The sequence below is a fragment of the Myxococcus sp. CA033 genome, assembly GCF_013336625.1.
Classification (GTDB): Bacteria; Myxococcota; Myxococcia; order Myxococcales; family Myxococcaceae; genus Myxococcus; species Myxococcus llanfairpwllgwyngyllgogerychwyrndrobwllllantysiliogogogochensis.
This window is the reverse complement of sequence record NZ_JABUMU010000034.1, coordinates 1-22,542: the sequence shown is the minus strand read 5'-3', so window position 1 is coordinate 22,542 and position 22,542 is coordinate 1. Positions and strand designations below refer to the sequence as shown.

The 22,542-nt window shown below is 69.2% G+C and carries 23 protein-coding genes; 18 read left to right on the top strand and 5 right to left on the bottom strand.

The annotated features are described in order from the left end of the window. Window positions 1-10: 10 nt before the first annotated feature. From lpxD to HUA78_RS42680, 6 genes are all read left to right on the top strand, one after another. Complete coding sequence (gene lpxD / locus HUA78_RS42705; RefSeq protein WP_141648301.1) at window positions 11-1,075, top strand: UDP-3-O-(3-hydroxymyristoyl)glucosamine N-acyltransferase; 1,065 nt, start codon at window positions 11-13, stop codon at window positions 1,073-1,075. Continuing rightward, a complete protein-coding gene (gene fabZ, locus HUA78_RS42700; protein WP_141648302.1) occupies window positions 1,075-1,542 on the top strand; it encodes a 3-hydroxyacyl-ACP dehydratase FabZ in 468 nt (155 codons plus the stop codon). The genes lpxD and fabZ overlap by 1 nt, the downstream gene beginning before the upstream one ends. Window positions 1,543-1,571: 29 nt before the next feature. Then, window positions 1,572-2,348 (top strand): acyl-ACP--UDP-N-acetylglucosamine O-acyltransferase, encoded by a 777-nt coding sequence (lpxA, locus tag HUA78_RS42695; protein ID WP_141648303.1) that lies wholly within the window; start codon window positions 1,572-1,574, stop codon window positions 2,346-2,348. A gap of 9 nt (window positions 2,349-2,357) precedes the next feature. Further along, window positions 2,358-3,185: an LpxI family protein gene (locus HUA78_RS42690; protein WP_174458859.1), complete on the top strand. Its 828-nt coding sequence runs from the start codon at window positions 2,358-2,360 to the stop codon at window positions 3,183-3,185. Between the two features lie 212 nt (window positions 3,186-3,397). After that, window positions 3,398-4,423 (top strand): OmpA family protein, encoded by a 1,026-nt coding sequence (locus HUA78_RS42685; protein ID WP_174458858.1) that lies wholly within the window; start codon window positions 3,398-3,400, stop codon window positions 4,421-4,423. A 32-nt stretch (window positions 4,424-4,455) separates the two neighbouring features. Further along, window positions 4,456-4,914: a hypothetical protein gene (locus HUA78_RS42680; protein ID WP_174458857.1), complete on the top strand. Its 459-nt coding sequence runs from the start codon at window positions 4,456-4,458 to the stop codon at window positions 4,912-4,914. Between the two features lies 1 nt (window position 4,915). Here the strand turns inward: HUA78_RS42680 and HUA78_RS42675 are convergent, their stop codons facing one another. Genes HUA78_RS42675 through lpxB form a run of 3 tightly spaced genes read right to left on the bottom strand, consistent with a single transcriptional unit; the run spans window position 4,916 to window position 7,435 of the window. After that, entirely contained in the window at window positions 4,916-5,542 is a 627-nt protein-coding gene (locus HUA78_RS42675) for a MarC family protein (protein ID WP_141648311.1), read from the bottom strand. A 19-nt stretch (window positions 5,543-5,561) separates the two neighbouring features. After that, window positions 5,562-6,266, bottom strand: a complete 705-nt coding sequence (locus tag HUA78_RS42670) for a polyprenol monophosphomannose synthase (RefSeq protein ID WP_141648307.1) — start codon at window positions 6,264-6,266, stop codon at window positions 5,562-5,564. Between the two features lie 17 nt (window positions 6,267-6,283). Next, window positions 6,284-7,435, bottom strand: a complete 1,152-nt coding sequence (lpxB, locus tag HUA78_RS42665; RefSeq protein ID WP_174478830.1) for a lipid-A-disaccharide synthase — start codon at window positions 7,433-7,435, stop codon at window positions 6,284-6,286. A gap of 60 nt (window positions 7,436-7,495) precedes the next feature. On the opposite strand from lpxB, the gene HUA78_RS42660 reads away from it, so the two are divergent. The 10 genes from HUA78_RS42660 to HUA78_RS42615 all read left to right on the top strand — a co-directional run bounded on the left by HUA78_RS42660 (window position 7,496) and on the right by HUA78_RS42615 (window position 18,904). Next, entirely contained in the window at window positions 7,496-9,379 is a 1,884-nt protein-coding gene (locus HUA78_RS42660) for a DUF4388 domain-containing protein (RefSeq protein WP_141648309.1), read from the top strand. Window positions 9,380-9,382: 3 nt separating this feature from the next. Beyond that, window positions 9,383-11,167 (top strand): ABC transporter ATP-binding protein, encoded by a 1,785-nt coding sequence (locus HUA78_RS42655; RefSeq protein ID WP_174478829.1) that lies wholly within the window; start codon window positions 9,383-9,385, stop codon window positions 11,165-11,167. 213 nt (window positions 11,168-11,380) lie between these two features. Continuing rightward, window positions 11,381-12,550 (top strand): PHP domain-containing protein, encoded by a 1,170-nt coding sequence (locus HUA78_RS42650; protein WP_174478828.1) that lies wholly within the window; start codon window positions 11,381-11,383, stop codon window positions 12,548-12,550. Window positions 12,551-12,571: 21 nt separating this feature from the next. Continuing rightward, window positions 12,572-13,855, top strand: coding sequence for a 3-deoxy-D-manno-octulosonic acid transferase (locus HUA78_RS42645; RefSeq protein WP_174468234.1), 1,284 nt, complete (start codon window positions 12,572-12,574; stop codon window positions 13,853-13,855). After that, a complete protein-coding gene (locus HUA78_RS42640; protein ID WP_174468235.1) occupies window positions 13,852-14,859 on the top strand; it encodes a glycosyltransferase family 4 protein in 1,008 nt (335 codons plus the stop codon). The genes HUA78_RS42645 and HUA78_RS42640 overlap by 4 nt, the downstream gene beginning before the upstream one ends. Before the next feature lie 4 nt (window positions 14,860-14,863). Continuing rightward, a complete protein-coding gene (locus HUA78_RS42635) occupies window positions 14,864-15,898 on the top strand; it encodes a glycosyltransferase (RefSeq protein WP_141648430.1) in 1,035 nt (344 codons plus the stop codon). Between the two features lie 123 nt (window positions 15,899-16,021). Next, the gene (gene lpxK / locus HUA78_RS42630) at window positions 16,022-17,179 is read left to right on the top strand and encodes a tetraacyldisaccharide 4'-kinase (protein WP_217442822.1); all 1,158 of its coding nucleotides are present in this window, start codon (window positions 16,022-16,024) and stop codon (window positions 17,177-17,179) included. 31 nt (window positions 17,180-17,210) lie between these two features. Then, window positions 17,211-18,224 carry a bifunctional heptose 7-phosphate kinase/heptose 1-phosphate adenyltransferase gene (locus HUA78_RS42625; protein ID WP_141648432.1) on the top strand — a complete coding sequence of 338 codons (1,014 nt, stop codon included), beginning with the start codon at window positions 17,211-17,213 and terminating at the stop codon, window positions 18,222-18,224. Further along, window positions 18,221-18,709, top strand: a complete 489-nt coding sequence (locus tag HUA78_RS42620; RefSeq protein WP_141648433.1) for an adenylyltransferase/cytidyltransferase family protein — start codon at window positions 18,221-18,223, stop codon at window positions 18,707-18,709. The genes HUA78_RS42625 and HUA78_RS42620 overlap by 4 nt, the downstream gene beginning before the upstream one ends. Before the next feature lie 3 nt (window positions 18,710-18,712). Next, window positions 18,713-18,904: a Trm112 family protein gene (locus HUA78_RS42615; protein WP_141648434.1), complete on the top strand. Its 192-nt coding sequence runs from the start codon at window positions 18,713-18,715 to the stop codon at window positions 18,902-18,904. On the opposite strand, the gene HUA78_RS42610 is transcribed toward HUA78_RS42615, so the two are convergent. Further along, window positions 18,879-19,988: a glycosyltransferase family 9 protein gene (locus tag HUA78_RS42610; RefSeq protein WP_174468237.1), complete on the bottom strand. Its 1,110-nt coding sequence runs from the start codon at window positions 19,986-19,988 to the stop codon at window positions 18,879-18,881. The two genes, HUA78_RS42615 and HUA78_RS42610, sit on opposite strands and share 26 nt — an antisense overlap. 83 nt (window positions 19,989-20,071) lie before the next feature. Here HUA78_RS42610 and HUA78_RS42605 point away from each other — a divergent pair, with 83 nt between their 5' ends. Next, window positions 20,072-20,950, top strand: a complete 879-nt coding sequence (locus tag HUA78_RS42605; protein ID WP_174458850.1) for a YicC/YloC family endoribonuclease — start codon at window positions 20,072-20,074, stop codon at window positions 20,948-20,950. Then, entirely contained in the window at window positions 20,947-21,576 is a 630-nt protein-coding gene (gene gmk, locus HUA78_RS42600) for a guanylate kinase (protein ID WP_141648437.1), read from the top strand. Before HUA78_RS42605 ends, gmk begins: the two co-directional genes overlap by 4 nt. A gap of 534 nt (window positions 21,577-22,110) precedes the next feature. Here gmk and HUA78_RS46060 read toward each other — a convergent pair. Continuing rightward, window positions 22,111-22,542 (bottom strand): hypothetical protein (locus tag HUA78_RS46060; RefSeq protein ID WP_217442820.1); only part of this gene is annotated, 432 nt, incomplete at its 5' end.

Genomic DNA, 22,542 nt, shown 5'->3' with positions numbered 1-22,542 from the left:
TCGGCTCCACGTGAAGACCTCCCCCGCACCCCGACGGCTCGGGGAGCTCGCCGCCCATGTCGGGGGAGAGCTTCTCGGTGACCCTGAGCAGCTCATCCACGGACTCAACGGGCTTGAAGAAGCCGGCCCGGGAGACGTGTCCTTCTACGGAAACACGCGCTACCGCCGCCAGTTCGAGGCCTCCAAGGCTTCGGCCGTGCTGGTCGGCGGTGACGCCCCGCCCCGCGAGGGTCTTTCGCTGGTGCGTGTGTCCAACCCGCACCTCGCCTACGCGAAGCTGCTGCGATTGTTCCATCCGGCCACCCGCCCCGCGCCCGGCATCCGTCCTGGCGCGTGGGTCCATCCGGAGGCCACCGTCCATCCGGAGGCCACGGTGTTGGCGGGCGCGTGCGTGGAAGCGGGCGCCCGGGTGGGCGCGCGCAGCGTGCTGTATCCCGGTGCCTATCTGGGGGAGCACGCCACGGTGGGAGAGGACAGCGTCCTGCATCCCAACGTCACGGTGCGCGAGCGCTGTGTCATCGGCTCCCGCGTCATCCTCCATGCGGCGAGCGTGGTGGGCGCGGACGGCTTTGGCTTCGCCTTCAATCCCGAGGGCGAAGAGGGGCCCGAGCACTTCAAGATTCCCCAGGTCGGCAACGTCCGCATCGAGGACGACGTCGAAGTGGGCGCCTGCACCTGCATCGACCGCGCGACGGTGGGCGAGACGGTGGTGGGGCGAGGCAGCAAGCTCGACAACCTGGTGCAGATCGCCCACAACGTGCGCGTGGGGCCCATGTCGCTCATCTGCGCGCAGGCGGGCGTGTCTGGCTCGGCGGAGATTGGCACCGGCGTGGTGCTGGCCGGGCAGGTGGGCGTGGTGGGCCATATCCGCGTGGGTGACCTGGCCAAGGTCGGCGCCCAGTCCGGCGTGGCCCATGACGTCCCGGATGGTCAGGTGGTGAGTGGCAGTCCGGCGATTGCCCACCGCGAGTGGCTGCGTGCCAGCGCGGCGTCGGGGCAGGTCGCGGACTTGCTCAAGGAAATGCGGGCCCTGCGCCGCAGGGTGGAGCAGCTCGAGAAGGCGAAGGGGGAGTGATGGACATCGGAGAAATCCAGAACCTGCTGCCGCATCGGTATCCGTTCCTCCTGATTGACCGGGTGGTGGAGATTGTTCCGGGCCAGAAGATCACGGCCTACAAGAACGTCACCATCAACGAGCCCTTCTTCAACGGTCACTTCCCGGGGCACCCGGTGATGCCGGGTGTGCTCATCCTGGAGGCGCTCGCCCAGGCTTCGGCCATCCTTGCGTATAAGAGCGAGAACATGGACCCGACCCAGAAGGTGACCTACCTGATGGGCGTGGACGGGGCGCGCTTCCGCAAGCCGGTGGTGCCGGGAGACAGGCTGCAGCTCCTCATCGAGGTGCTGCGACACAAGGGCGCCGTGTGGAAGACGAAGGGCACGGCGACCGTGGATGGAGTGAAGGTCGCCGAAGGCGAGTTCCTGGCCACCGTGGTGGACAAGAACAAGGACGCTGGAGCGGCAGAGGGCGCGGCGTCCTGACCGCGAGCTGGCGAGGCAGAGGAAACGACATGGCTCAGGTTCATCCCTCCGCGGTGGTTCATCCCGATGCGCGTCTGCACGACACGGTCGAGGTGGGACCCTTCTCGGTCATTGGTCCCCAGGTGACGATTGGCGAGGGCTCCCGCGTGGGGCCCCACGTCGTCATCGAGGGCCGCACCACGCTCGGCGCGCGCAACCGCATCTTCCAGTTCTCCTCGGTGGGAGCGGACCCGCAGGACTTGAAGTACGCGGGTGAGGACACCGAGCTCACGCTCGGCGACGACAACACGATTCGCGAGTTCGTCACCCTGCACAAGGGCACGGCGGGCGGCGGCGGCGCGACGCGGGTCGGCAACGGCAACCTCTTCATGGCCAACAGCCATGTGGCCCACGACTGCATCGTGGGAGACGGCTGTCGCATCGGCAACGGGTCCGCGCTCGCGGGCCACGTGACGATGGAGGACCACGTCATCATCAGCGGCCTGGCGGCGGTGCACCAGTTCACCCGCCTGGGCAGGTTCGCCTTCATCTCCGGCGGCGCCATGGTGACCATGGACATTCCCCCGTATGCCACGGCGCAGGGGGACCGGGCGGAGCTGGTGGGCCTGAACACCGTGGGCCTGGAGCGCGGCGGCTTCTCCAAGGAGCAGATCGAGCGCATCAAGGAAGCCCACCGCATCCTGTTCCGCTCCAAGCTGGGGCTCCAGGAAGCGCTGGCGCGGCTGCGCACGGAGCTGGCGGGCCACCCCGAGGTCGACCACCTCGTGGACTTCATCGCGCAGAGCAAGCGCGGGCTGACGCGCTAGTCCGTGGACATGGAGCGCGAGCCTCCCGTCGTCGACAAGATTGGTCTCATCGCGGGCAACGGCCAGCTTCCGCTCCTCTTCGCGCGCGCGGCGCGGGCTCGGGGCCTGGAGGTGGTGGCCGTGGCGCACCGGGGAGAGACAGACCCGGCGCTGGCCTCCGAGGTCGCCTCGCTCACCTGGGTGCGCGTGGGGCAGGTGAACCGCATCCAGAAGGCCTTCCAGGCCGCGGCCGTGAAGCAGGCGGCCATGGCGGGTGGCATCGGCCGGGTGAAGGCGCTGAAGGACGCGCGTCCGGACCTGGGCGCCATGCGCATCATCTCCCGCCTGCGCAGCTTCCGGGATGACGCGCTCCTGCGCGCGGTGGCCGCGGACTTCGAGTCGCGCGGTATCACCATCATCGCCCCCACGGACTTCCTGGGAGAGGTGCTGTGCCCAGCGGGACACCTGGCGGGACCGCCCCTGAGTGCGACGCAGGAGCAGGACGTCGCGCTCGGGCGCGAGGTCGCCGTGCTGCTGGGGCAGGCGGACGTTGGCCAGACGGTGGTGGTGCACCAGGGCCATGTCCTGGCGCTGGAGGCCGTGGAAGGCACCGACGAGGCCATCCGTCGCGGAGGTCGTCTGCTGGGTGGTGCGGGCGCGGTGGTGGTGAAGCGCTGCAAGCCGCAGCAGGACCTGCGCTTTGATTTGCCCGCCGCCGGGCCCCGCACGCTGGAAGTGATGAAGGAAGTGGGCGCGAAGGTGCTGGCGCTGGAGGCGGGGCGCACCGTCCTGCTGGACGCGCCGGAGCTCTTCGCGGGCGCGCGGGCCGCGGGCATCACCCTCGTCGGCGTGCCCTGAGCCGGGCTCCGGAGAGCGGGTAGGAAGCTGGAGCATGCCTCCCCGGCTGCCGGCGTCCATGGCGCGCGCGGGTGAATTCCGTCGCGCTGTTCGCGTCTGGCTCGCGAAGCATTTGCTCGCAGGGAGCATCCGCCTACCCTGTCGCGGAGGAATCCACCCATCCGGGCCGCTGTTGCAGCGCGGCCCGTGACGCCGGAGGTCGACGCCGCGCCATGAATGCCCGCCTGCTGCTAGTGCTCAGTCTCGTCGCCGCAACCCCGTTGCCCGCGTTCGCGGACGCCATCCGGGTGTCCCTGGAGGGTCGGGCCGCGGTGGGCGAGAAGCTCCCGGCATTGCTCGTGCACATCGAAGAGCCCATCGCGGGCTTCGAGGTGAAGCTGAAGCGCGGCGACGGGAAGGTGGTCGAGGTGAAGGGCGGGGGGAAGCCGGGTGTCACCCGGCGCATCGAGCTGGAGCAACCCGAGGGCCGCTTTCATTACGAAGGCGAGCTGGTGGTGCGCTTCCCCAACGGCGAGTCGGGCAGCATGCCGCTGTCCCTCGACACGGAGCTCAACGGGCCGCTGCGGTTGGACGTGCGGCCGGAGGACGTGGACGTCGCGGGGCGCAAGCTTCGCTTCCAGCTCTCGCGTCCCGCGGGCCACGTGGAGCTGACGGTGCTGATGGACACCGGAAAGAAGGCCTTCGAGGGCGAGGTGCCCTTCAAGGGCGAGGTGGCGGGCACGCCGCTTTCGTTGAGCTGGCCGCCCGCCGAGGGCCGGGTGATGAAGATTTCCCTCCGAGCCTTCGACACATCGGACTTCTACACGGGCGTGGACCTCTTTCCCTGGCGCGTGGACATTCCACACGAAGAGGTGAGCTTCGCCTCGGGCCGCGCGGACATTCCCGCAGCGGAGCGCGGCAAGCTGGACAGGAGCCATGCGTTGATCGCGGAGGCGCTGGCGAAATACGGCCGCTTCGCGGCGGTTCGTCTGTACGTCCTGGGGCACACGGACACGGTGGGCGCCACGGCGGACAACCGGGAGCTGTCGCTCAAGCGGGCGCGGAGCATCGCCGCGGCCTTCCGTCAGCGCGGGCTGAAGGTTCCGATTTTCTACGAGGGATTCGGGGAGGAGTCGCCAGCGGTGCGGACTCCGGACGAGACGGCGGAGGCGGGCAACCGCCGGGCCGAATACATCATCGCGGTGGAGGACCCGACGCTGGACGGGGCGCCCTTCTCGCCGCGGTGGCGGAAGCTGTAGCGGACGCGACGACGCAACGAGGAGGCGACGGGATGGAGCGATTCCAACGGTGGGCCTGGGGCGTGGTGGGTGTCACGCTCCTGGCGGGGGCGGGCTGCGCGCATCAGGCGCCGCTCGCCGTGAGGCGGGAGGTGGAGGCGGAGAAGTGCTCGTTGATTCAATCCGTGCTGAAGGAACCGACCCCGTCGCGCGTGGTGGAGGAGATCGCCGCCCAGGGCCGGCAGGAGCCCACCCCGGTGCGGGTGTACGTGCGGCGCCCCGAGCAGTCCATGCTGGAGCGCTTCTTCGAAGGTGATGAACCCCGCTGCGGCGACGCCACCTTCAAGGTCGTCCAGGAGAGCGTCCTCGACGCGGTGGTGGTGTACCTGCAGGAAGTGCGAGAGGGCTACGCGTACGACGCGCGCCGCTCCGGTCCGGACGAACTCACGCTGGAAGGCACGCCCCAGGGCACGCTGAAGCGCGCGGGCCCTCAGTGGGTCGCGGGCAAGTGAGCTACTTCATCAACTCCTTGGCGCCGTCCGCGATGAACTGCACGGCGATGGCGGCGAGGATGAGCCCCATGACGCGCTCGACGATGGCGACCCCGGACTGACGCAGCACCCGCTGCACCAGGCCGGAGGCGCGCAGGATGAAGTAGCTGGCCACGAAGGTGAGGATGATGGCCGCCAGCACGGGCAGGGTGGCGGTCATGGAGTTGCCTCGGGCCATCAGCACCATGGCAGTGGCGATGGCGCCGGGGCCGGACAAGAGCGGAATGGCCAGCGGGACGATGGCCACGTCTTCCTTCACCGCGCCTTCCTGCTCCTCCGTGGGCGTGGTGCGAGTCGCGGAAGGCCGGGCGCGGAGCATGTCCAACGCGGTGATGAGCAGGAGGATGCCGCCCGCGACGCGGAAGGCCCCCAGCGACACGCCGAACACCTTGAAGATGATGGTGCCGAACAGGGCGAAGAACGTCATCAGCCCGCACGCCACCAGACACGCGCGCATCGCCGTGCGGCGAATCTTCTCCTTCGTGTCGCCGGACGTCATCGCCAGGAACAGCGGCACCACGCCGATGGGGTCCACGACGAAGAAGATCGCCGGAAGGGCGACGAGGAATTGCGCCAGGTATGCCTTCATCACCGCACGCCCTTCTTCGCTACACCGTGAGACGCAGCTTCCACACCATGGTGAGCGCTTCGGCGAAGATCTTCTTGTTCATCTTCGAGTGTCCCACACGCCGGTCCTCGAAGATGATGGGGATCTCTCGCACGGTGAAGCCGTTCTTCAGCGTGCGGTAGGTGAGTTCAATCTGGAACGCATAGCCGGTGCTGTGCACGGCATCCAGGTCGATGGCCTCCAGCACCCGGCGGTGGAAGCACTTGAAGCCGCCCGTCAAATCCGAGACGCCCACGCCCAGAATCGTGCGGGCGTAGAGGCTGCCGCCGCGGCTGATGACCTGCCGGCCAACGCCCCAGTTCACCGTGCCGCCCCCGGTGACATAGCGCGAGCCCAGCACCAGATCGGAGCCCGCCTCGGCGGCATCCAGCAGGCCGGGCAGGTAGCGCGGGTCATGGCTGAAGTCCGCGTCCATCTCCAGGATGTACGTGTAGCCCTCGGCCAGTGCCCAGCGGAAGGCGGCGAGGTACGCGCGACCCAGGCCCTCCTTCTTTTCGCGGTGCAGGACGCGAACCCGGGGCTCCTTCGCCGCGAGCTGGTCGGCGATCTGCCCCGTGCCGTCGGGGGAGTTGTCGTCGACGACGAGAATATCGACGCGGGGGTCGGCCTTGAGCACCGCCAGGGTGATGGCCTCGATGTTTTCCCGCTCGTTGTACGTGGGGATGCAGACCAGCGCAGGGTTCATGGCCGGGCCGACATACCCTAAATGGCGCGCGGGGGCAGTAGCTCCATCACCGACTCAGCCGCCCGGGTGGCCGCTCCTGCCTCACCCAGGCGCCCCCGCACCTCCGCCAGCCCCTTCAGCATCTCCTCCCGTGGCGCCCCGGGGGTCCACACCCGGCGCACCTCGTCCGCGATTCGCTCGGGCGTCATCTCGCCCTGGAGCAGCTCTGGCACCACGCGCCGGCCGGCCAGCAGGTTGATGAGGGACACGAAGGCCACCTTCAGCATCAGCCGGCCCACCCAGTACGTAATGAGCGACACCCGATAGATGACGACCAGGGGGCGCTGCATCAGTCCTGCTTCCAACACGGCTGTACCGGAGGCCACCACCGCCGCGTCGCTGGCGCCCACGACTTCCGGGGCACGCCCATCCACCAGCACGGGCTTCAGGCCACTGCCCTCGAAATGGGAGAGCACTTCCTGGCGGGGGATGGTGGGGGCCACGGGGACGACGATTTGAAGCCCGGGGCGCTCGGCGGACAGGCGCTTCGCCGCGGCCACCATCGCCGGCAGGAGCCTGCGAATCTCACTCATCCGGCTGCCCGGTAGCAGCGCGAGCGTGGGGGCGTCCTTGTCCAGGCCCAGCCGCTCGCGAAAGGAGACGGCGGTGTCGGGGGCGGGGACCTGCTCGACGACGGGGCTGCCCACGTAACGGGCACTCACTCCGGCCTCGCGATAGAAGTCCTCCTCGAACGGGAGGATGCACAGCATCCGGTCCACCAGCCGCTTGATGGTGCGGACCCGGCCCCGGCGCCACGCCCAGATCATCGGCGAGATGTAATAGGCGACGGGGATGCCCTGGGCCTTGAGCTTCTCGGCCAGCCGCAGGTTGAAGTCCGGGATGTCCACGAGGATGGCGACGTCGGGGCGTCGCTCCGTGGCGGCGTTCGCCAGCCCCTTGAGGATTTGGAGGATGCGGGGAATGCGGGGAAGGACCTCGGTGATGCCCATGACGGACACCTCTCGGGCGTCGAAGAGCAGCTCCACCCCCCGAGCGGCCAGGCGCGAGCCTCCCATGCCAAAGAAGGTGAGGTCAGGGCGGCGGGCCTGGAGGGCGGCGACGAGTTCGGCGGCGTGTGCGTCGCCGGAGGCCTCGCCTGCCACGACGAGGATTCGGGGTGGGGGCGTCATGTGAGGGGGGCGCATCGTACCCTGATGCAAGCCAGGGTGAAGGTGTAGACTGCGCTACCCTTGAAGACGCTTCTGCTCGCCGAGAGCCATCCCCCCACGCTCGAACACCTGACGGGTCTGCTCTCCCAGGCCGGGTATTCCGTGCGCGCGGTGAATGACCCTATCGCGGTGCTGGAGCATTTCGCGGCGGACAACCCGGATGTGATGGTGTTGTCGGTGGACCTTCCCCGAGTGGAAGGCTCGCACGTGGTGCACCTCATCCGAGGGCACAGCCAGGGCGGGCGCGTGCCGATTGTCGCCATCGACAAGGGCCACCTGGGCCGGGCGCGGGGTGTGGCCTCGGTGCTGGACCTCAAGGTGAACGCGTACGTGGCGGACCCGCTCAAGCCGGGCGAGCTGGTGCCTCGGCTGGAGTCGCTGGTGCGCGCGGCGCAGGCGGTGCCGCTGACGGGGCTTTCGGCCACGCTGTCGCGTCCGGCGGTGAACAGCGGTGACTTGAAGGGCTATCCACTGCCCTCGCTCCTGCACTCCATCCACCGGCTGCGCCGGGATGGTGTGCTGGTGGCGGCGCACCGAGGCCTGAGTCGGCGGGTGTACTTCCTGCGCGGTGGGCCGGTGAGCTTCGACTCGTCGGCGAAGGAGGACTCACTTCCGCGCTACCTCGTCGCGCGCACGCTGGCGACGGCCGCGCAGGCGGAGCGGGTGGTGGAGGCGCTGGCGTCCGGGCTGCGCATCGGCGCGGCGCTGGCGGACGCGGGGGTGGAGGCGGCGGGCGAGGAGCTGTCGCAGCTGCTGCGCGACTACACGCGCGACAACCTCGCGCGGGTGCTGGGCATGCGCGAGGGCCGGTATGCCTTCTACTCGGGCGACGAGTTCACGACGGAGGTCGCCTCGGTGGACCTGCCGCCGCTGGCGCAGGTGCTCGAGGGCGCAAGGCGCTGCTTTCCGTTGAAGGTGATGGCGGCGTCGCTGCGGGCGAACCTGGGGGAGTACCCGGTGCGCTCGTCCGACTTCGGTCGGGACCTGCAGGCCATGGCGCTGGACACGGACGACATCAAGATCGCCATGCAGGTCAATGGCCGCATCGTCCTGAAGGAGCTGCTCGCGCATGGCCGGGGCGAGCTGCGCGCGGCGTACTCGCTGCTGTGGTTCCTGAAGCTGACGGGGGGAGTGACCTTCTCGCCCACGCCGGTGGCGACGGGGGCGGACGTGCTGTCGGCGGTGGTGGTGCCGGACCGGATAGGGCCTCGCAAGCGCAAGTCGTTGCCGGTGGCGACGGGTGCGTCGCTGCGTGAGGAGGCGGTGCGCATCATCACCCGCAGCTACTTTGGCAGCCTGGGGTTGGACATCGCGGCGGACGCGGAGGCGGTGGAGCGCGCGTACCACGAGACGGCGATGCGCTTTCATCCGGACACGTATGCCGAGTTCGACATCTCCGACCTGAAGGACCTGCTGGACTCGGTGCAGGAGAAGCTGTCCGCGTCGTACCGGGTGCTGAGCGTGGAGGAGAAGCGCAAGGCGTATCTCCAGTACCTGTTCAGCAAGCTGGACGTGGGGCGGAACACGGCGGTGGTGGTGGACGCGGAGATAGCGCTGCGCCGGGGCGAGTCCGCGCTGAAGCGTCGCGACTTCCTGTCGGCGATGCATGCGTTCGAGGAAGCGGTGTCGCTCAACCCGCGCGAGCCGGAGTACTACTCCTTCCTTGCCTGGGCGACGTACCAGGCGGCGGGCGGTCCCCTGGTCCAGCGGGCGCAGAAGGCGCAGAAGGTCTTGAAGAAGGCGCTGTCATTGGGGCCGTACGTGGAGCGGCTGCACATCATCGCGGCCATCATCGACACGGACCTCGGGGACGCGCCGCTGGCGCGAAAGAAGCTGCTGAAGGTGCTGGAGTACAACCCGTACTCGCAGCTGGCCAAGGCGGCGTTGCGCAAGGTGGGACGGTAGGGAATGCGGCGGACACTGTTGCGACTGTTGCGCTACGCGCGCCCGCATGTGGCGGTGCTCGTGGTGGCGTTCGTGTGCATGGCGGTGGTGGGAGTGACGACGGGGGCGTACGCGTACCTCACCGGGCCCGCGCTGCGCTTCTTGTTGTCGGGGGGCGAGGACGGCTTCTCCGGGGCGAACAGCGTGCCGTGGCTGTCGAGCCTGCCGCGCGACGCGGCGCTGTGGGGCTTCCCGCTGCTGATGGTGGTGGTGGGGGTGGTGAAGGGCGTGGGGTACCTGGGCCAGTTCTATTTCATGGGCCTGTTCGCGCAGCGGGTGGTGAGGGATGTGCGGCGCGAGCTCTTCATGAAGCTCACGTCGTTGTCTCCCGCGCAGCTGGCGCGAGAGCGGCAGGGTGACCTGCTCAGCCGATTCACCTCGGACGTCACGGCGGTGGAGGCGGCGGCGATGTACACGGTGGGCTCGTACCTGCGCGACAGCCTCCAGGTCATCATCCTGGCGGGCGTGGCGCTGTCGATGAGTCCGCTGTTGGGTGGGTTGATGCTGGTGGTGATTCCACTGGCGGCTCTGCCCGCGTCCAAGCTGACGCGCAAGGTGTTGAAGGGCACGCGCGAGGGGCAGACGCAGCTGGGGCACCTGGCGGGCCAACTCCACGAAGGGCTGGGCGGGCTGCGGACGATTCAGGCCTTCAACGGGCAGTCGGCGGAGCTGGCGCGTTTCGCGTCGCACGCGAAGGCGCACGAGGACGCGGTGGTGGGCGCGGCGTGGGCGCGAGGCGCGGTGCCAGGGGTGATGGAGGTCCTGGCGGCGGCGGCGCTTGCGGGCGCGTTGGCCTACGCGGCGGGTGCTCGACTGATGGAGCCGGAGGCCCTGCTCTCGCTGCTGACGGCGGTCATCCTGGTGTACCAGCCCGTGAAGGACCTGGGCCGGGTGACGCAGTTCGCGATGCAGGCGGGGGCCGCGGGTGAGCGGTTGTTCGCGCTGCTGGATTTGAAGCACCCGGTGCTGGATGCGCCGGACGCGGTGCCGGCGCCGCCCCTGTCGCAGTCCATTCGTCTGGAAGACGTTCGCTTTGCCTACGGTGACCGGCCCGCGCTGGATGGGGTGACACTGGAGCTGAAGGCGGGCCAGGTGACCGCGTTGGTGGGTGGCAGTGGGGGCGGCAAGAGCACGGTGACGACGCTGCTGCTGCGCTTCGAGCGACCCCAAGCGGGGCGCCTGTTGCTGGATGGCGTGGACATGGATCGGTACACGGCGGCGAGTCTTCGCGAGCAGCTCGCGCTGGTGACGCAGGAGCCGCTGTTGTTCCAGGGCTCGGTGTTGGAGAACCTGCGTTATGCGAGGCCGGATGCCACGCGCGAGGACGTGGAGGCGGCGGCGCGGGTCGCGAACGCGGACGGTTTCATCCGGACCTTGCCTCAGGGCTACGACACGCGAATCGGTGAGCGGGGCGTGACGCTGAGCGGTGGGCAACGGCAGCGGCTGTGTATCGCGCGAGCGGTGCTGGCGCGTGCGCGGGTGCTGGTGCTGGACGAGGCCACGAGCAGTCTGGACCCGGAGAGCGAGCGTGAGGTTCAGGCCGCGCTGGCGGCGGTGCTGCCGGGACGCACGGCCCTGGTCATCGCGCACCGGTTGTCGACGGTGGTGAACGCGGACGTGCTCCACGTCATGGAAGCGGGCCGCGCGGTGGAGAGTGGCACGCACGCGGAGCTGCTCCAGAAGGGTGGGCGCTACGCGGCGCTGTGGCGGATGCAGACGGAGGGACCTGTCGAGCGAGGCGCCGCGTGAGCGGGACGCGGGTCGCAAGCGGCGTCATGTGTCCCGGGCTCGGTCGGTGGCGAGGATGAACCCGCGCCGTAGTCGTCCCGCGCGGGGCCAGGCGAGTGCCGGGCAGTACGCCGCCCTGTGGCACGCTCGGACCGAGGCTGAAACGAGCCCGCCTCGCGAGGCAGCGGGGATGGTCATGTGGGCACGGGACGAAGTGCTCGGGCGGTACCGAGGATGAGTCGACTTCGCAAGGGCGCGGGCAAGGCCGTCCAGGCACTGGCGGGCCTGATCTTGTTGGTGCTGGGGCTCTGCGGCTTCTTCGCGTTGCCCGCCTCGTACGCGACGTATCCGGTGGTTCCTCCAAAGGAGGTCGCGCCGAGGTGGGTCCGAGGCGCGTTCCACGTGCACACCACGCGTTCGGACGGACGGGGCAGTCCCCTGGCGGTGGCGCGCGCGGCGAAGGCGGCCGGTCTCGACTTCGTGCTGCTCACGGACCACAACGACTTCACCCCGCCGGCGCCCACATGGGTGGACGGAGTGTTGCTGGTTCCGGGCGTGGAGATCTCCACGTCGGCGGGACACCTGATTGCCTTCGGCATGGAGCGCCCGCTGGAGGGCATGCAGCGGTGGATGCCCTCGGGCGATGCTGTGCGCGCCGTGCACGCGGCGGGAGGGACGACGGTGCTCGCGCACCCGGTGCAGCGTCACAACCCATGGACTGACTCGGAGAGCGCGAGTCAGGCGAAGGGCTTCGAGCTGTACTCCGCGGACACCTTCTTCCGGCACGCGATGCGCAATCCGATGAGCCGGTTGCTCCCAGCGGTGGGCGCCTATCTGGCGAACCCGATGCACGGGGTGATGGTGCTCGTGGCGCCCGAGCCCGAGCCCGGGGAGCGCTTCATGGAACTCGCGCGCGAGCAGCCCCAGCTCGCGTTCTGCGCGCACGATGCCCACGGCCTGCCGTCCTACGAGTCCGTGTTTCGCTCCCTTGCGATGTACCTGCCGCCAGCGCAGGTCCCCGCGCCCCTGCCCTCGGATGCGAAGGCGGCGGCGGCGCTGGTGACGGGGGCGCTGCGAGGTGGGGGGGCCCTGTGTTCCTTCCGCGCCCTGGGGGAACCCGAGGGCTTCGCGCTGGAGGGGGTGGACCCGGAGCGCAGGGAGGCTCGGGTGGGGGACGTGCTGAGCGTGCGCCTGCCTGGCATTCCGGACGTGGACACGGTCCGGGTCGAGGTGTGGGGAGAAGGCCGCCTGGGGACGGACGGGACCTCGGTGGAGCTGACGGGGCCGGGCGTGGTGCGGGTGGAGGTGTGGGTGAAGGGGCCTGGGCGCTTCTTTGGCTCCGAGTGGCGACCGTGGATTGTCCCGAGCCCCGTGCGTGTACTGCCTCGGGGGCCTGGCATCTGATAGAGGGCCGGGGAGCCGTCCATGCGACTCCTGTACATCCTCGCTACATATCTTCTCTTCCCGCTGCTCTTCCCGGTGCTCTGCGTGCACCGGAAGACGCGTCATGGCCTGTGGCAGCGGCTGGGGTTCTACGGGCGAGGCTCGCTGCCCCCGCGAGGTGACGGGCCCGTGGTGTGGTTGCACGGTGCGAGCGCGGGAGACCTGCTCGCGCTGTCCCCCATGTTTGGTCCCTTGCGGGCTCGCTTCCCGGGCTGCCAGCTCATCCTGTCGACGATGACGGACAGTGGCCATGCGATGGCGACGGGCCGGCTCGCCAAGGACATCGATGGGGTGGTGTACGCGCCCTATGACTTGTGGGGCGCGACGCGCCGGGCGGTGAAGGCGCTCCGGCCAGACGTGTTGGTGCTGGAGTACACGGAGGTGTGGCCGAACCTCATTCGCGCGGCGAAGCGCGGTGGGGCGCGCGTGGTGATGACCAACGGCCGTTTTTCTCCGGCGAACGTGGAGCGCTACCGCTGGTTGTTCCGGCTCATCGGCAATCCGCTGAAGGACTTCGACCTGATGTTGATGCGTCAGGAGGATGAGGCGCAGCGGGCGCGGAGTCTCGGCGCGCGGCCGGACTGGGTGCGGGTGACGGGGAACACGAAGTTCGACTCACTGGCTTCGGGGCCGGCGGCGGAAGACGGCGTGTTGCGCGAGGCGCTCGGGCTTCCGGTGGACGCGCGGGTGTGGATTGCCGGCAGCACGCACGAGGGCGAGGAGGACGTGCTGCTTGGCGTCTATCGGCGGCTGCTCGCGCGGTGGCCGGACCTGCGGCTGGTGATTGCGCCCAGGTACGTGGACCGGGCTGGGCGCGTCGTGGCTCTGGCGCGGGAGGCGGGACTGGGTGTCGGCCTTCGCTCCCAGGGGAATCCCGAGCGAGCGCAGGTGGTGGTGCTGGACACCATTGGCGAGCTGTCGCGGGCGTACCGGCTGGCGACGGTGGTCTTCGTGGGCGGCTCGTTCACGAAGCGGGGCGGGCAGAACATCCTGGAGCCGGCGGGGCAGGGGAAGCCGGTGTTGTTCGGTCCGCACATGGACAACTTCAAGGACAGCGTGGCGGTGCTCGCGGGGCAGGGAGGCATCCTGGTGGCGGACGCGGAGGCGCTGTACGCGAGGCTCGCGGAGTTGCTGGAAGAGCCGGGTCGAGTCGCGGAGCTGGGTGCGCGGGCCTTGGAGACGGTGGGGCGGATTTCCGGCGCGAGTGAGCGCAACGCCGAGGCGATGACGACGCTCTTTCCCCATGGGAGGGCCGGGCCGCGATGACGCTCATCGTCCACCCGCATTTCCACAATCGGTACACGGGCGTCACGCGCCACGTCGAGTCGGTGGTCCCCGCGTTGGTGAAGGACACGGGCTCGGAGACGCGAGTCATCGGCTCTGGGCTGAGCGACGGGCTGCCGCGAATCACCTGGCCGGAGCTGTTGCGTCGGGCGCGCTCCGAGCCGGTGGTGTGGCATGCCCACCGGAACAACGAGCTGCTCGCGGGGATGTTGCTGAAGCTGGTGGGTCGGCAGGTGCGGCTGGTCTTCACTCGGCACACGTCGGTGGCGCCCAGCGGCTTCACGCGCTTCATCGCGCGAGGCGCGGATGCGCTGGTGTCGTTGACGCGGCAGGTGGCGGAGGTCATCGCGCTCCCGTCGACCGTCATTTCGCATGGCATCGACCTGACGCGCTTCCATCCACCGGAGGACCGGGCGGCGGCGTGGGAGAAGCTGGGGCAGGGCGGACGGTTCGGGGTGGGCGTCATTGGCCGCATCCGCAAGGAGAAGGGGCAGGGCGACTTCCTCGATGCGGTGCGCCCGTTGCTGCCCGAGCACCCCGAGTGGCAGGCGGTGCTGGTGGGGTTGGCGAAGGGCGCGGACCTGGACTGGGTGAACGGCTTGAGGGCGGGCATCGAGCCCCGCGTGTCGTTGGCCGGAGAGCAGTCGGTCATCGAGCCCTGGTATCGAGGGCTGACCGTGCTGGTGCACCCGTCCTATGCGGAGGGGTACTCGCTGGTGCACGTGGAGGCGATGGCGTCCGGTTGTTGCGTGGTGGCGTCGAAGTTGCCGTATCTGGACACGCTCATCGAGCATGGCCGGACGGGCTTCTTCTTCGAGCCAGGGGACGTGAAGGCGTTGCGCGAGCTGCTGGACATGCTCATGCGAGAGCCGGAGCGGGCGCGCGAAGTGGGGCGCAACGCGGCCGAGGAGGCACGTCGTCGGTGCGGCGTGGAGCACGAGGCGCACGCGCTGGAAGCGCTGTATCGCACGTTGGTCGGGCGGTAGTCGGATGAGAATCCTCCACCTGTTGGCGAGTCCCTTCTTCAGTGGTCCGGCGGAGAACGTCGCGTTGCTCGCGCTGGCGCAGCGGGAGGCCGGGCACGAGGTGACGGTGGCGGTGGACCGTCGGCGCAAGGAGATGCCGGCGGAGGAGCCCGCGGTGCCTCGGCTGCGAGCGCTGGGCCTGCTGGATGACGAGGGGCTCGAGTTGTCGGTGAAGTCTCCGCCCTGGCGGGTGTGGAGTGATTTGCGCCGGCTGCGTGCGCGGCGAGTGGACGTGGTGCACTCGCACTTCAGCCATGACCACTTCCTGGCGAGGTGGGGACGGCCCCAGGGGGCGGTGTTGGTCCGTTCGCTTCATGCGCCGCGCTCCATCCGCTCCTCGTTGCCCGCGGCGGATGCGTACACGGTGCCGGCGAGTTCGCTCTTGCCTCGCTTGTTGGAGCGAGGAAGGACGGCTCGGGTGCTTCCCGCGTTGGTGGACCCGCGCTTTCGCCCTGAGTCGGACCGCGAGGCGTCGAGGCGCGAGTTGGGACTGAAGGGCGCGCCCCTGGTGGGGATGGTCTCCACGTTCCAGCCGTCGCGACGGCACGCCGTGGGGGTGGAGGCCTTCGCGCTCTACCGCGAGCAGCGGCCGGATGCGCGGTTCGTCCTGGTGGGGGATGGCGCGTTGCTGGAGGCGACGCGGAGTCAGGTGGCGTCGCTGGGGCTGACGGATGCGGTGGTGTTCACGGGCTACCAGCAAGGAGAAGACTTCGCGCGGTGGTTGAGGGCCTTGGACGAGGTCTGGCTCCTGGGGCTCGGGAACGACTGGAGTGCGAGGGCGGCGGCTCAAGCCCGGGCGTGTGGTGTGCGAGTCGTGGCGGTGGAGGAGGGCGCGCTGCCTGAGCTGGCGGATGCACGTGTCGTCGAGCCGACGCCCGAGGCGGTGGTGGCCGCGTCACTGTCGGGGCAACGGGCCCCCGTGGCTCATCCGACGAATGCGAGCATCGCCGCCGATGTCCTTGCGTTGTATGCACAGGTGGCGAGCACGCGCGCTCGGTGAGCCCGCGCTGACGTGTCGAGTCGTACGTGATGGCGCGGGCTGATAGCGTAGCGGGCGCATGCTGACCCTTGATGATGCCCGGCGACTCGTGTCGGGACACGCCTTGTGCGGAGCCTCCAGGTCTTGAGCGCTCAGGCTCCCGAGTCACCCACCGCCATCGAGCGGGTGTTCTATCCGCCGTCGCCCGAGCCCTGGGGACGGCGGGCCTTGCTGTCTCCCCTCACGGCGTTGTCATGGACCTATGCCGCGGCGGTGCGCCTGCGAGGCGCGCTCTATGACCTGGGCATGCTTCGCGCCGAGCGAGTGGAGGGCCTCCGCGTCATCTCCGTGGGCAACCTCAACGTGGGAGGAACGGGGAAGACGCCCGCGGTGCTTCACCTCGCGGAGTTGCTGGTGCGCGAGGGCCGCAAGGTGGGCATCCTCACGCGAGGTTATGGGCGTCGCTCACAAGAGCCCCTTACCTTCACGGGGGCGGAGTCATTGCCTCCGGTGGAGGACGCGGGGGACGAGCCGTTGCTGCTCGCGAGCCGCTGCCCGAGTGTGAGGATCTTCGTGAACGCGGACCGTGTCTCCAGCGCTTGGCGCGCGAGAGACGACTACGGCCTGGACACGGTGCTGCTCGACGACGGCTTCCAACACCGGCGGCTCGCCCGGGACGAGAACCTCGTCGTGGTGGACGAAGCCGTGGGACTCGGCAATGGCCACATGTTGCCAAGGGGGCCGCTGCGAGAGCCGGCTTCTTCTCTCCGGCGCGCCACGTTGCTCTGGGTCCGCACGTCGACGCCCCCATGTGCCACGGCGTCCCCCATTGTCTCGCGTGCAGGCGAGGCACCCCGAGCACCGTTCGACGCACGGGCCCTGGGGTTGCCTGCGGAGGGAGAAGGACTCCCCCGCGTCCGCGCACGCTATGGACCTTCGGCCTGGGTGGACCCTTCTGGAGGGCTCCATCCGACAGAGGCACTGAGTGGCCAGGGGGTGCTGGCGCTGGCGGGGCTCGGTCGGCCGGGGGGCTTCCTGAAGACCCTGAGGTCTCTCGGCGTGGAGGTCCTGGATGCGGCACTTTTTCCGGACCACCACCGCTTCACCGTGGACGAGCTTCGCGACGTGGAAGCTCGAGCCGCGAAGCTGGGAGCGGTGAAGGTCGTGACGACGGAGAAGGACGCGGTGCGTCTGCCCGTGGGGTTCTTGGCCTGGAAGGTGCGGCTGGGGGTGGACGTGCTGGAGGGCGAGTCCCATCTGCGTCGAGCGCTTGGCCTGTCGGGTGCGTCTGCCGACTTGTGAGACGAGGAGGGCTGTGGGACAAACCGCCGCCATGGCCGCAGTCTCGCCCGTTCGCTCGTCGCCTCCGCCCTCTCGCCTGCCGCACGCGTTCGCGCGCCGCAGGGTGTTGCTGGTGGGGGACCTGGTCGCAGACCATTACATCTACGGGCAGACGGACCGGGTGAGCCGCGAGGCCCCGGTGCTCATCGTCCGCTACGAGTCCGCCGAGGTGAAGCTGGGCGGCGGAGCGAACGTGGCGGCCAATGTCCGTGCGTTGACGGGGCAGGTGACGGCCGTCGGAATGCTGGGCGCGGATGAGATGGGTCGCGAGCTGCGTCGCCTGTTCTCCGAGTCAGGGGTGCGCCTGCACGCGGTGGGTGGACGCGGTCTGGCGACGGAGACGAAGACCCGCATCCTCGCGGGCGGCGTGAGCACGACGCGCCAGCAGATGCTGCGCCTGGACCGTGGCCAGCGCTCCTCGCTTCCTCCGAGCGTGCGCAAGGCCCTGGCGAAGCACGTGGCGGAGGCCGCGAAGGACGCGGACGCGGTGGTCGTTTCGGACTACGGCGCGGGAGTGCTGAGCGACGAGGTGCGCGCCGTGCTGCGGAAGCTGGCGGCGGATGGGTTGCCGGTGTGCGTGGACAGTCGCTATGCGCTGTCGTCGTTCTCGGGGCTGACGGTGTGCAAGCCCAACGAGCCGGAGCTGGAGGCGTTGGCGGGGCGTCCCGTGCGCTCGCAGGAGGACTTGCTGGCGGCGGGGCATGAGGCGGTGCGCAGGCTGGGGTGTCGTGCGCTGCTGGTGACTCGGGGGCGGCACGGCATGGCGCTCTTCGACGCTGACGGTGGGGTGGACCTCATCCCGGTGCATGGCGCGAAGGCGGCGGTGGACGTGACGGGGGCGGGCGACACGGTGATTGCGACATTCTCGCTGGCACTGGCGGCCGGAGCCTCGTTCGGGGAAGCGGCGCGACTGGCGAACGTGGCCGGTTCCATGGTGGTGCAGAAGTCGGGCACCGCGACGGTGTCCCGGGACGAACTGCTGGCGGAGCTGCGGAGCACGCGATGAGCACCTTGGAGAAGATTCAGTCGCTCGAGCAGGTGGTGGAGGCGAGGGCGCGCTGGAAGGCCGAGGGCCGCACCGTGGCGCTCGCCAACGGCGTGTTCGACCTCTTGCATGTGGGCCACGTGCGCTATCTGGAAGGCGCCCGCGAGTTGGCGGATGTGCTGGTGGTGGCGGTGAACTCGGACGCCTCGACGCGGGCGTACAAGGGGCCTGGACGGCCACACATTCCCGAGGGCGAGCGTGCGGAGCTGGTCGCCGCGCTCGCCTGTACGGACCGCGTCATCGTCTTCGACGAGCCGAACGTGCGCGTCATCATCCGAGCGCTGAAGCCGGATGTGCATGTGAAGGGGACGGACTACACGCCGGACAGCATCCCCGAGGGCGACGAAGTGCGTGCCTATGGTGGGCGTACGGCGGTGTCGGGAGACCCGAAGGACCACAGCACCACGGAGCTGGCGCGCCGGCTCGGCCGTGAGAGCGCGAAGTAGGACATGCCCGCGCTGGATGAGGGGTTGATGGCGGTGCTGGGCTGTCCCCAGTGCAAGGGGCCTCTCACGGTGCTCTCGTACGAAGAGCAGGTGAAGGCCCGCTGTCCCCGGTGTCGGTGCGAGTGGCCCGTGGAAGAGGGAGTGCCCCACCTCCTCCAGGAGCGGATGTCTAGGTGGGACGCGCCTGACGAGTGAGCTGTGCCGCGAAGGCGCGGGCCTCTTCGGCCGCACGAGCCTCGAGCCCCTGGCCTCCCGAGCCATCGACGAGGCTGGTGAGGTCGACCATCCGGTGCGGGGCATACGCATGGCCCCACCGCTCCATGTCCATGCGGAGGAAGTACGCCAGCGTCGGAGCGCCCACGGACACCGAGAGGTGCATGGGCCCGGTGTTGTTGCAGACGGTGAGCCCGGCGGCGCGCATGAGCGCGGCGAGCTCATCCAGGTTCGTGGCGGGTGCGAGCCGCGAGCCGGGCGCGGCGGCCACCACGGCGCGGGCAAGCTCCTCTTCGCCAGGTCCCCACGTGACGATGGGAACGCGGCCGATTTCGAGGAGCGCGCGAGCCGCGGCGGCGAAGGCCTCGGGAGGAATGCGCCGAGGGCCCAGGCGGCCACCCGGGTTGATGACAGCGCGGGGCGTGGTGGCGTCCGTCTCCAGGAACGCACGGAACGGGGCGCTGATGGTGGGTTCGCGGAAGGAGAGTCCCCGCGACAGGGTGCCGCCCGTGACAGGGGTCAGCAGGTGGGTTCGCTGAAGCGCCTCGCTTCTGCTGTCGTCGCGGGCTGGGACGGACAGGGAGTGGAGGCGAGTCACGGGCCAGACGCTCGGCCCGATGACCACGGCGCGCGGGCCGGCGAGGCGTGCCACCAGGGCGCTCGTCACGGAAGGGGCTTCCCAGTTGGCGCAGTCGACCACCAGGTCATAGCCCGCGCGGCGCAGGGCTCGGATGCCCGGGGCCAGGGGGCCCATCCAGAGTCGCCGGCGGTCGAACGCGATGACCTGGTCCGCGTCGGGGTGCCCCGCCAGGACGCGGGCCACCTTGGCATGAACCAGCACGTGCACCTCGGGGGCCGGGTGCACATGGGCCTTGAGGGTGCGCATGAGGGGGGTGGTGAGGAGCGCCTCGCCCACGCGGTTGTCGGGCCGCACGAGCAGCACCTTCCGGGGGACGGGGAGGGAACTTCCGGGACGGAGCCGGCGGCCGGGGCGCCAGAACAACACGGACGCCACGAGCGCCAGCGCCAGCTTCGCCCACAACTCGAGCCGCTTGTGCCAGGCCATCGCGGCGCGGACCCTACACAGAACTGAAAGGCGTGCAAGCACGCTGCTTGACCTGCGGACGGAAAGCCCCTAGCAACCGCCCAATGCTGAAGAGCATGACCGGGTTTGGCGCGGGCCGTGCGCGCGTGGGGGACGAAGAAGTCTCCGTGGAGTTGCGCTCCCTCAATCACAAGTTCTGCGAGGTGAAGGCGAGGCTGCCTCGAGAGCTCACCTCGCTGGAGCCGAGCGTCACGAAGCAGGTGAAGGACCGGCTGGCACGTGGCTCGGTGGAGCTGCTGGTGAAGCGGCAGTCCTCCACGACGACGGGAACAGTGCCCACGGTGGACCTGAACCTGGCGCGCGAGTACCTGCGCACCTTCCGGGAGCTGGCCAAGGAGCTGGGTCTCCCGGCGGACGTGGCCTGGTCCCAGGTGGCCAACCAGCAGGGCGTCGTGCGCCTGGAGGAGAAGGGCGTGAATTTGGAGTCGGCGACGCCCGCGGTGACGGAGGCGCTGGAGCAGGCGCTCGGAGCCCTGGAGAAGATGAGGCTCGTCGAGGGCGAGGCGATCTACGTCGACCTGGATGCGCGACTGAAGTTGATTGAGGGCTGGAGCCGCGAAGTGGCCCACCTCGCTCCCCGCGCGGTGCACGACTACCAGCAGCGACTCACGGAGCGCGTGGCGGAACTCGCGCGGGGCGTCGCGGTGGACCCGCAGAGGTTGGCGCAGGAAGTGGCGCTCTTCGCCGAGCGCACGGACATCGCCGAGGAAGTCACGCGCCTGGCGAGTCACCTCGAGCAGTTCCGCGCCCTCATGGCGAGCACCGAGCCCGCTGGCCGTCGCATGGATTTTCTTGTGCAGGAGATGCACCGCGAGGTGAACACGACCGGTTCCAAGAGCCAGCACACGGAGATCTCCGCGCGCGTGGTCTCGATGAAGGCCGAGGTCGAGCGCATCCGCGAACAGGTGCAGAACGTCGAATGAGCGAACCCACCATCCTTCAGCCCGGTCTACTGCTCGTCCTCTCCGCGCCCTCTGGGGCCGGGAAGACCACCCTTGCCCATCGGCTCCTCAAGGAGACGCCGCAGGCGAACTTCTCCATCAGCGTCACGACGCGCCGCCCTCGAGGCAAGGAGCAGGAAGGGGTGGACTACCACTTCGTGGACGTGGCCACCTTCCAGGAGAAGATCGAACGGGGCGAGTTCGTGGAGTGGGCGGAGGTCCACAACCACTTCTACGGCAGCCCCCAGTCGACGGTGGATGTCGCGCGCGCCCGTCGGGGCGTGGCCATCTTCGACATCGACGTCCAGGGCGGGCAGGCCATCAAGCGCAAGCACCCCGACGCGGTCACCATCTTCGTGCTCCCGCCCTCCATGGATGAGCTGGAGCGCCGGCTGCGGGACAGGCAGACGGACTCCGATGAGACGATTCGCCGCCGGATGCTGGCGGCTCGCTCGGAGATGGAGCGGGGAATCGCCTCCTACGACTACATCGTCGTGAACGATGACTTCGAGCGCGCGTACAGCGAGCTGCGCGCGGTGGTGGTGGCCGAGGGGTGTCGTCGTGGCCGGGTGGACGTCTCGAGGTTGAAGCTGGGCGTAGGGAGCTGAGCGCAGGGGGCAGGGAAGGGTGCTGAAGTGACAATCAGCAAACTTCTTGCGCCGTCCCTTCGCTTGGTGGATAAGCCGCCCACCTCACGGCGAGGCGCGGGCGGCCAAAAGCCCTCCGCGACGAGCAGGCAGCCGTGGATTCCGTCAGCAACAGTCTCGGAATCAGCGCGCATGGCGCTGGGGTTCTCTGAACCACGCAGAATAGGACCGTGGGTCCCTGAAGGATTCCCTGGATGGGGCCTTCGTGGGATTTCGAGTGTCCGGAGCGGCTCGTGACCACGAGTTGACATTCTCCGGAGCGCTCCATAGATGGTCAGCCAGCAGGAAGTGGTCCGGTGGGCGTCGCGGTGGTGGGGTTGGAGGTCGTCTCGTGCGAGACGGCACTGGAGCTGGGGCTGATGGTGGGGTGGGGCTCGGAAGCGGTTTGACTCTGGATGCGGCGGTGGTAGAAGCCGCGCCCCTCATGACGAAGCCCGCGCACTGGCGCGAAGCACTTCGGCGTGTGGATTCAGAACGACATTGGAAATACGGCGGTCAGCGAAGCGAGTTGACAGAAGATGCGGCGGTGGTAGAAGCCGCGACCCCGACGAAGAAGCCCGGAAGCAGCAGGGCGGAGGCGGCGAGGGAGTCAACGAAGCAACGGTTGACACGGGATGCGGCGGAGAGATAGAAGCCGCGCCCTTCACGAAGAAAACAGCGGAAGCCACTGGGCGGCGCTGAGGACTTCGGAGGACGCCGAAAGGGACGCAAAGCGAAGTTGACAGCTGACGCGGACCTGAATAAAAGATGCGACCCGCCGGCAGGAAGCGGCGAGCAGCAGACGGAAGCAAAGTAGCAAAAAGTCGCGGATGAAACAAGCGGCTCGGTCTTTGAAAACCAAATAGCAAGCCCAAGAAGAAGAGAAGGATTGCGGAAACCGCAGTCAATCTTTGAGAAGGCACCAGCAAGGGAGCGCTGAGAAGCGCA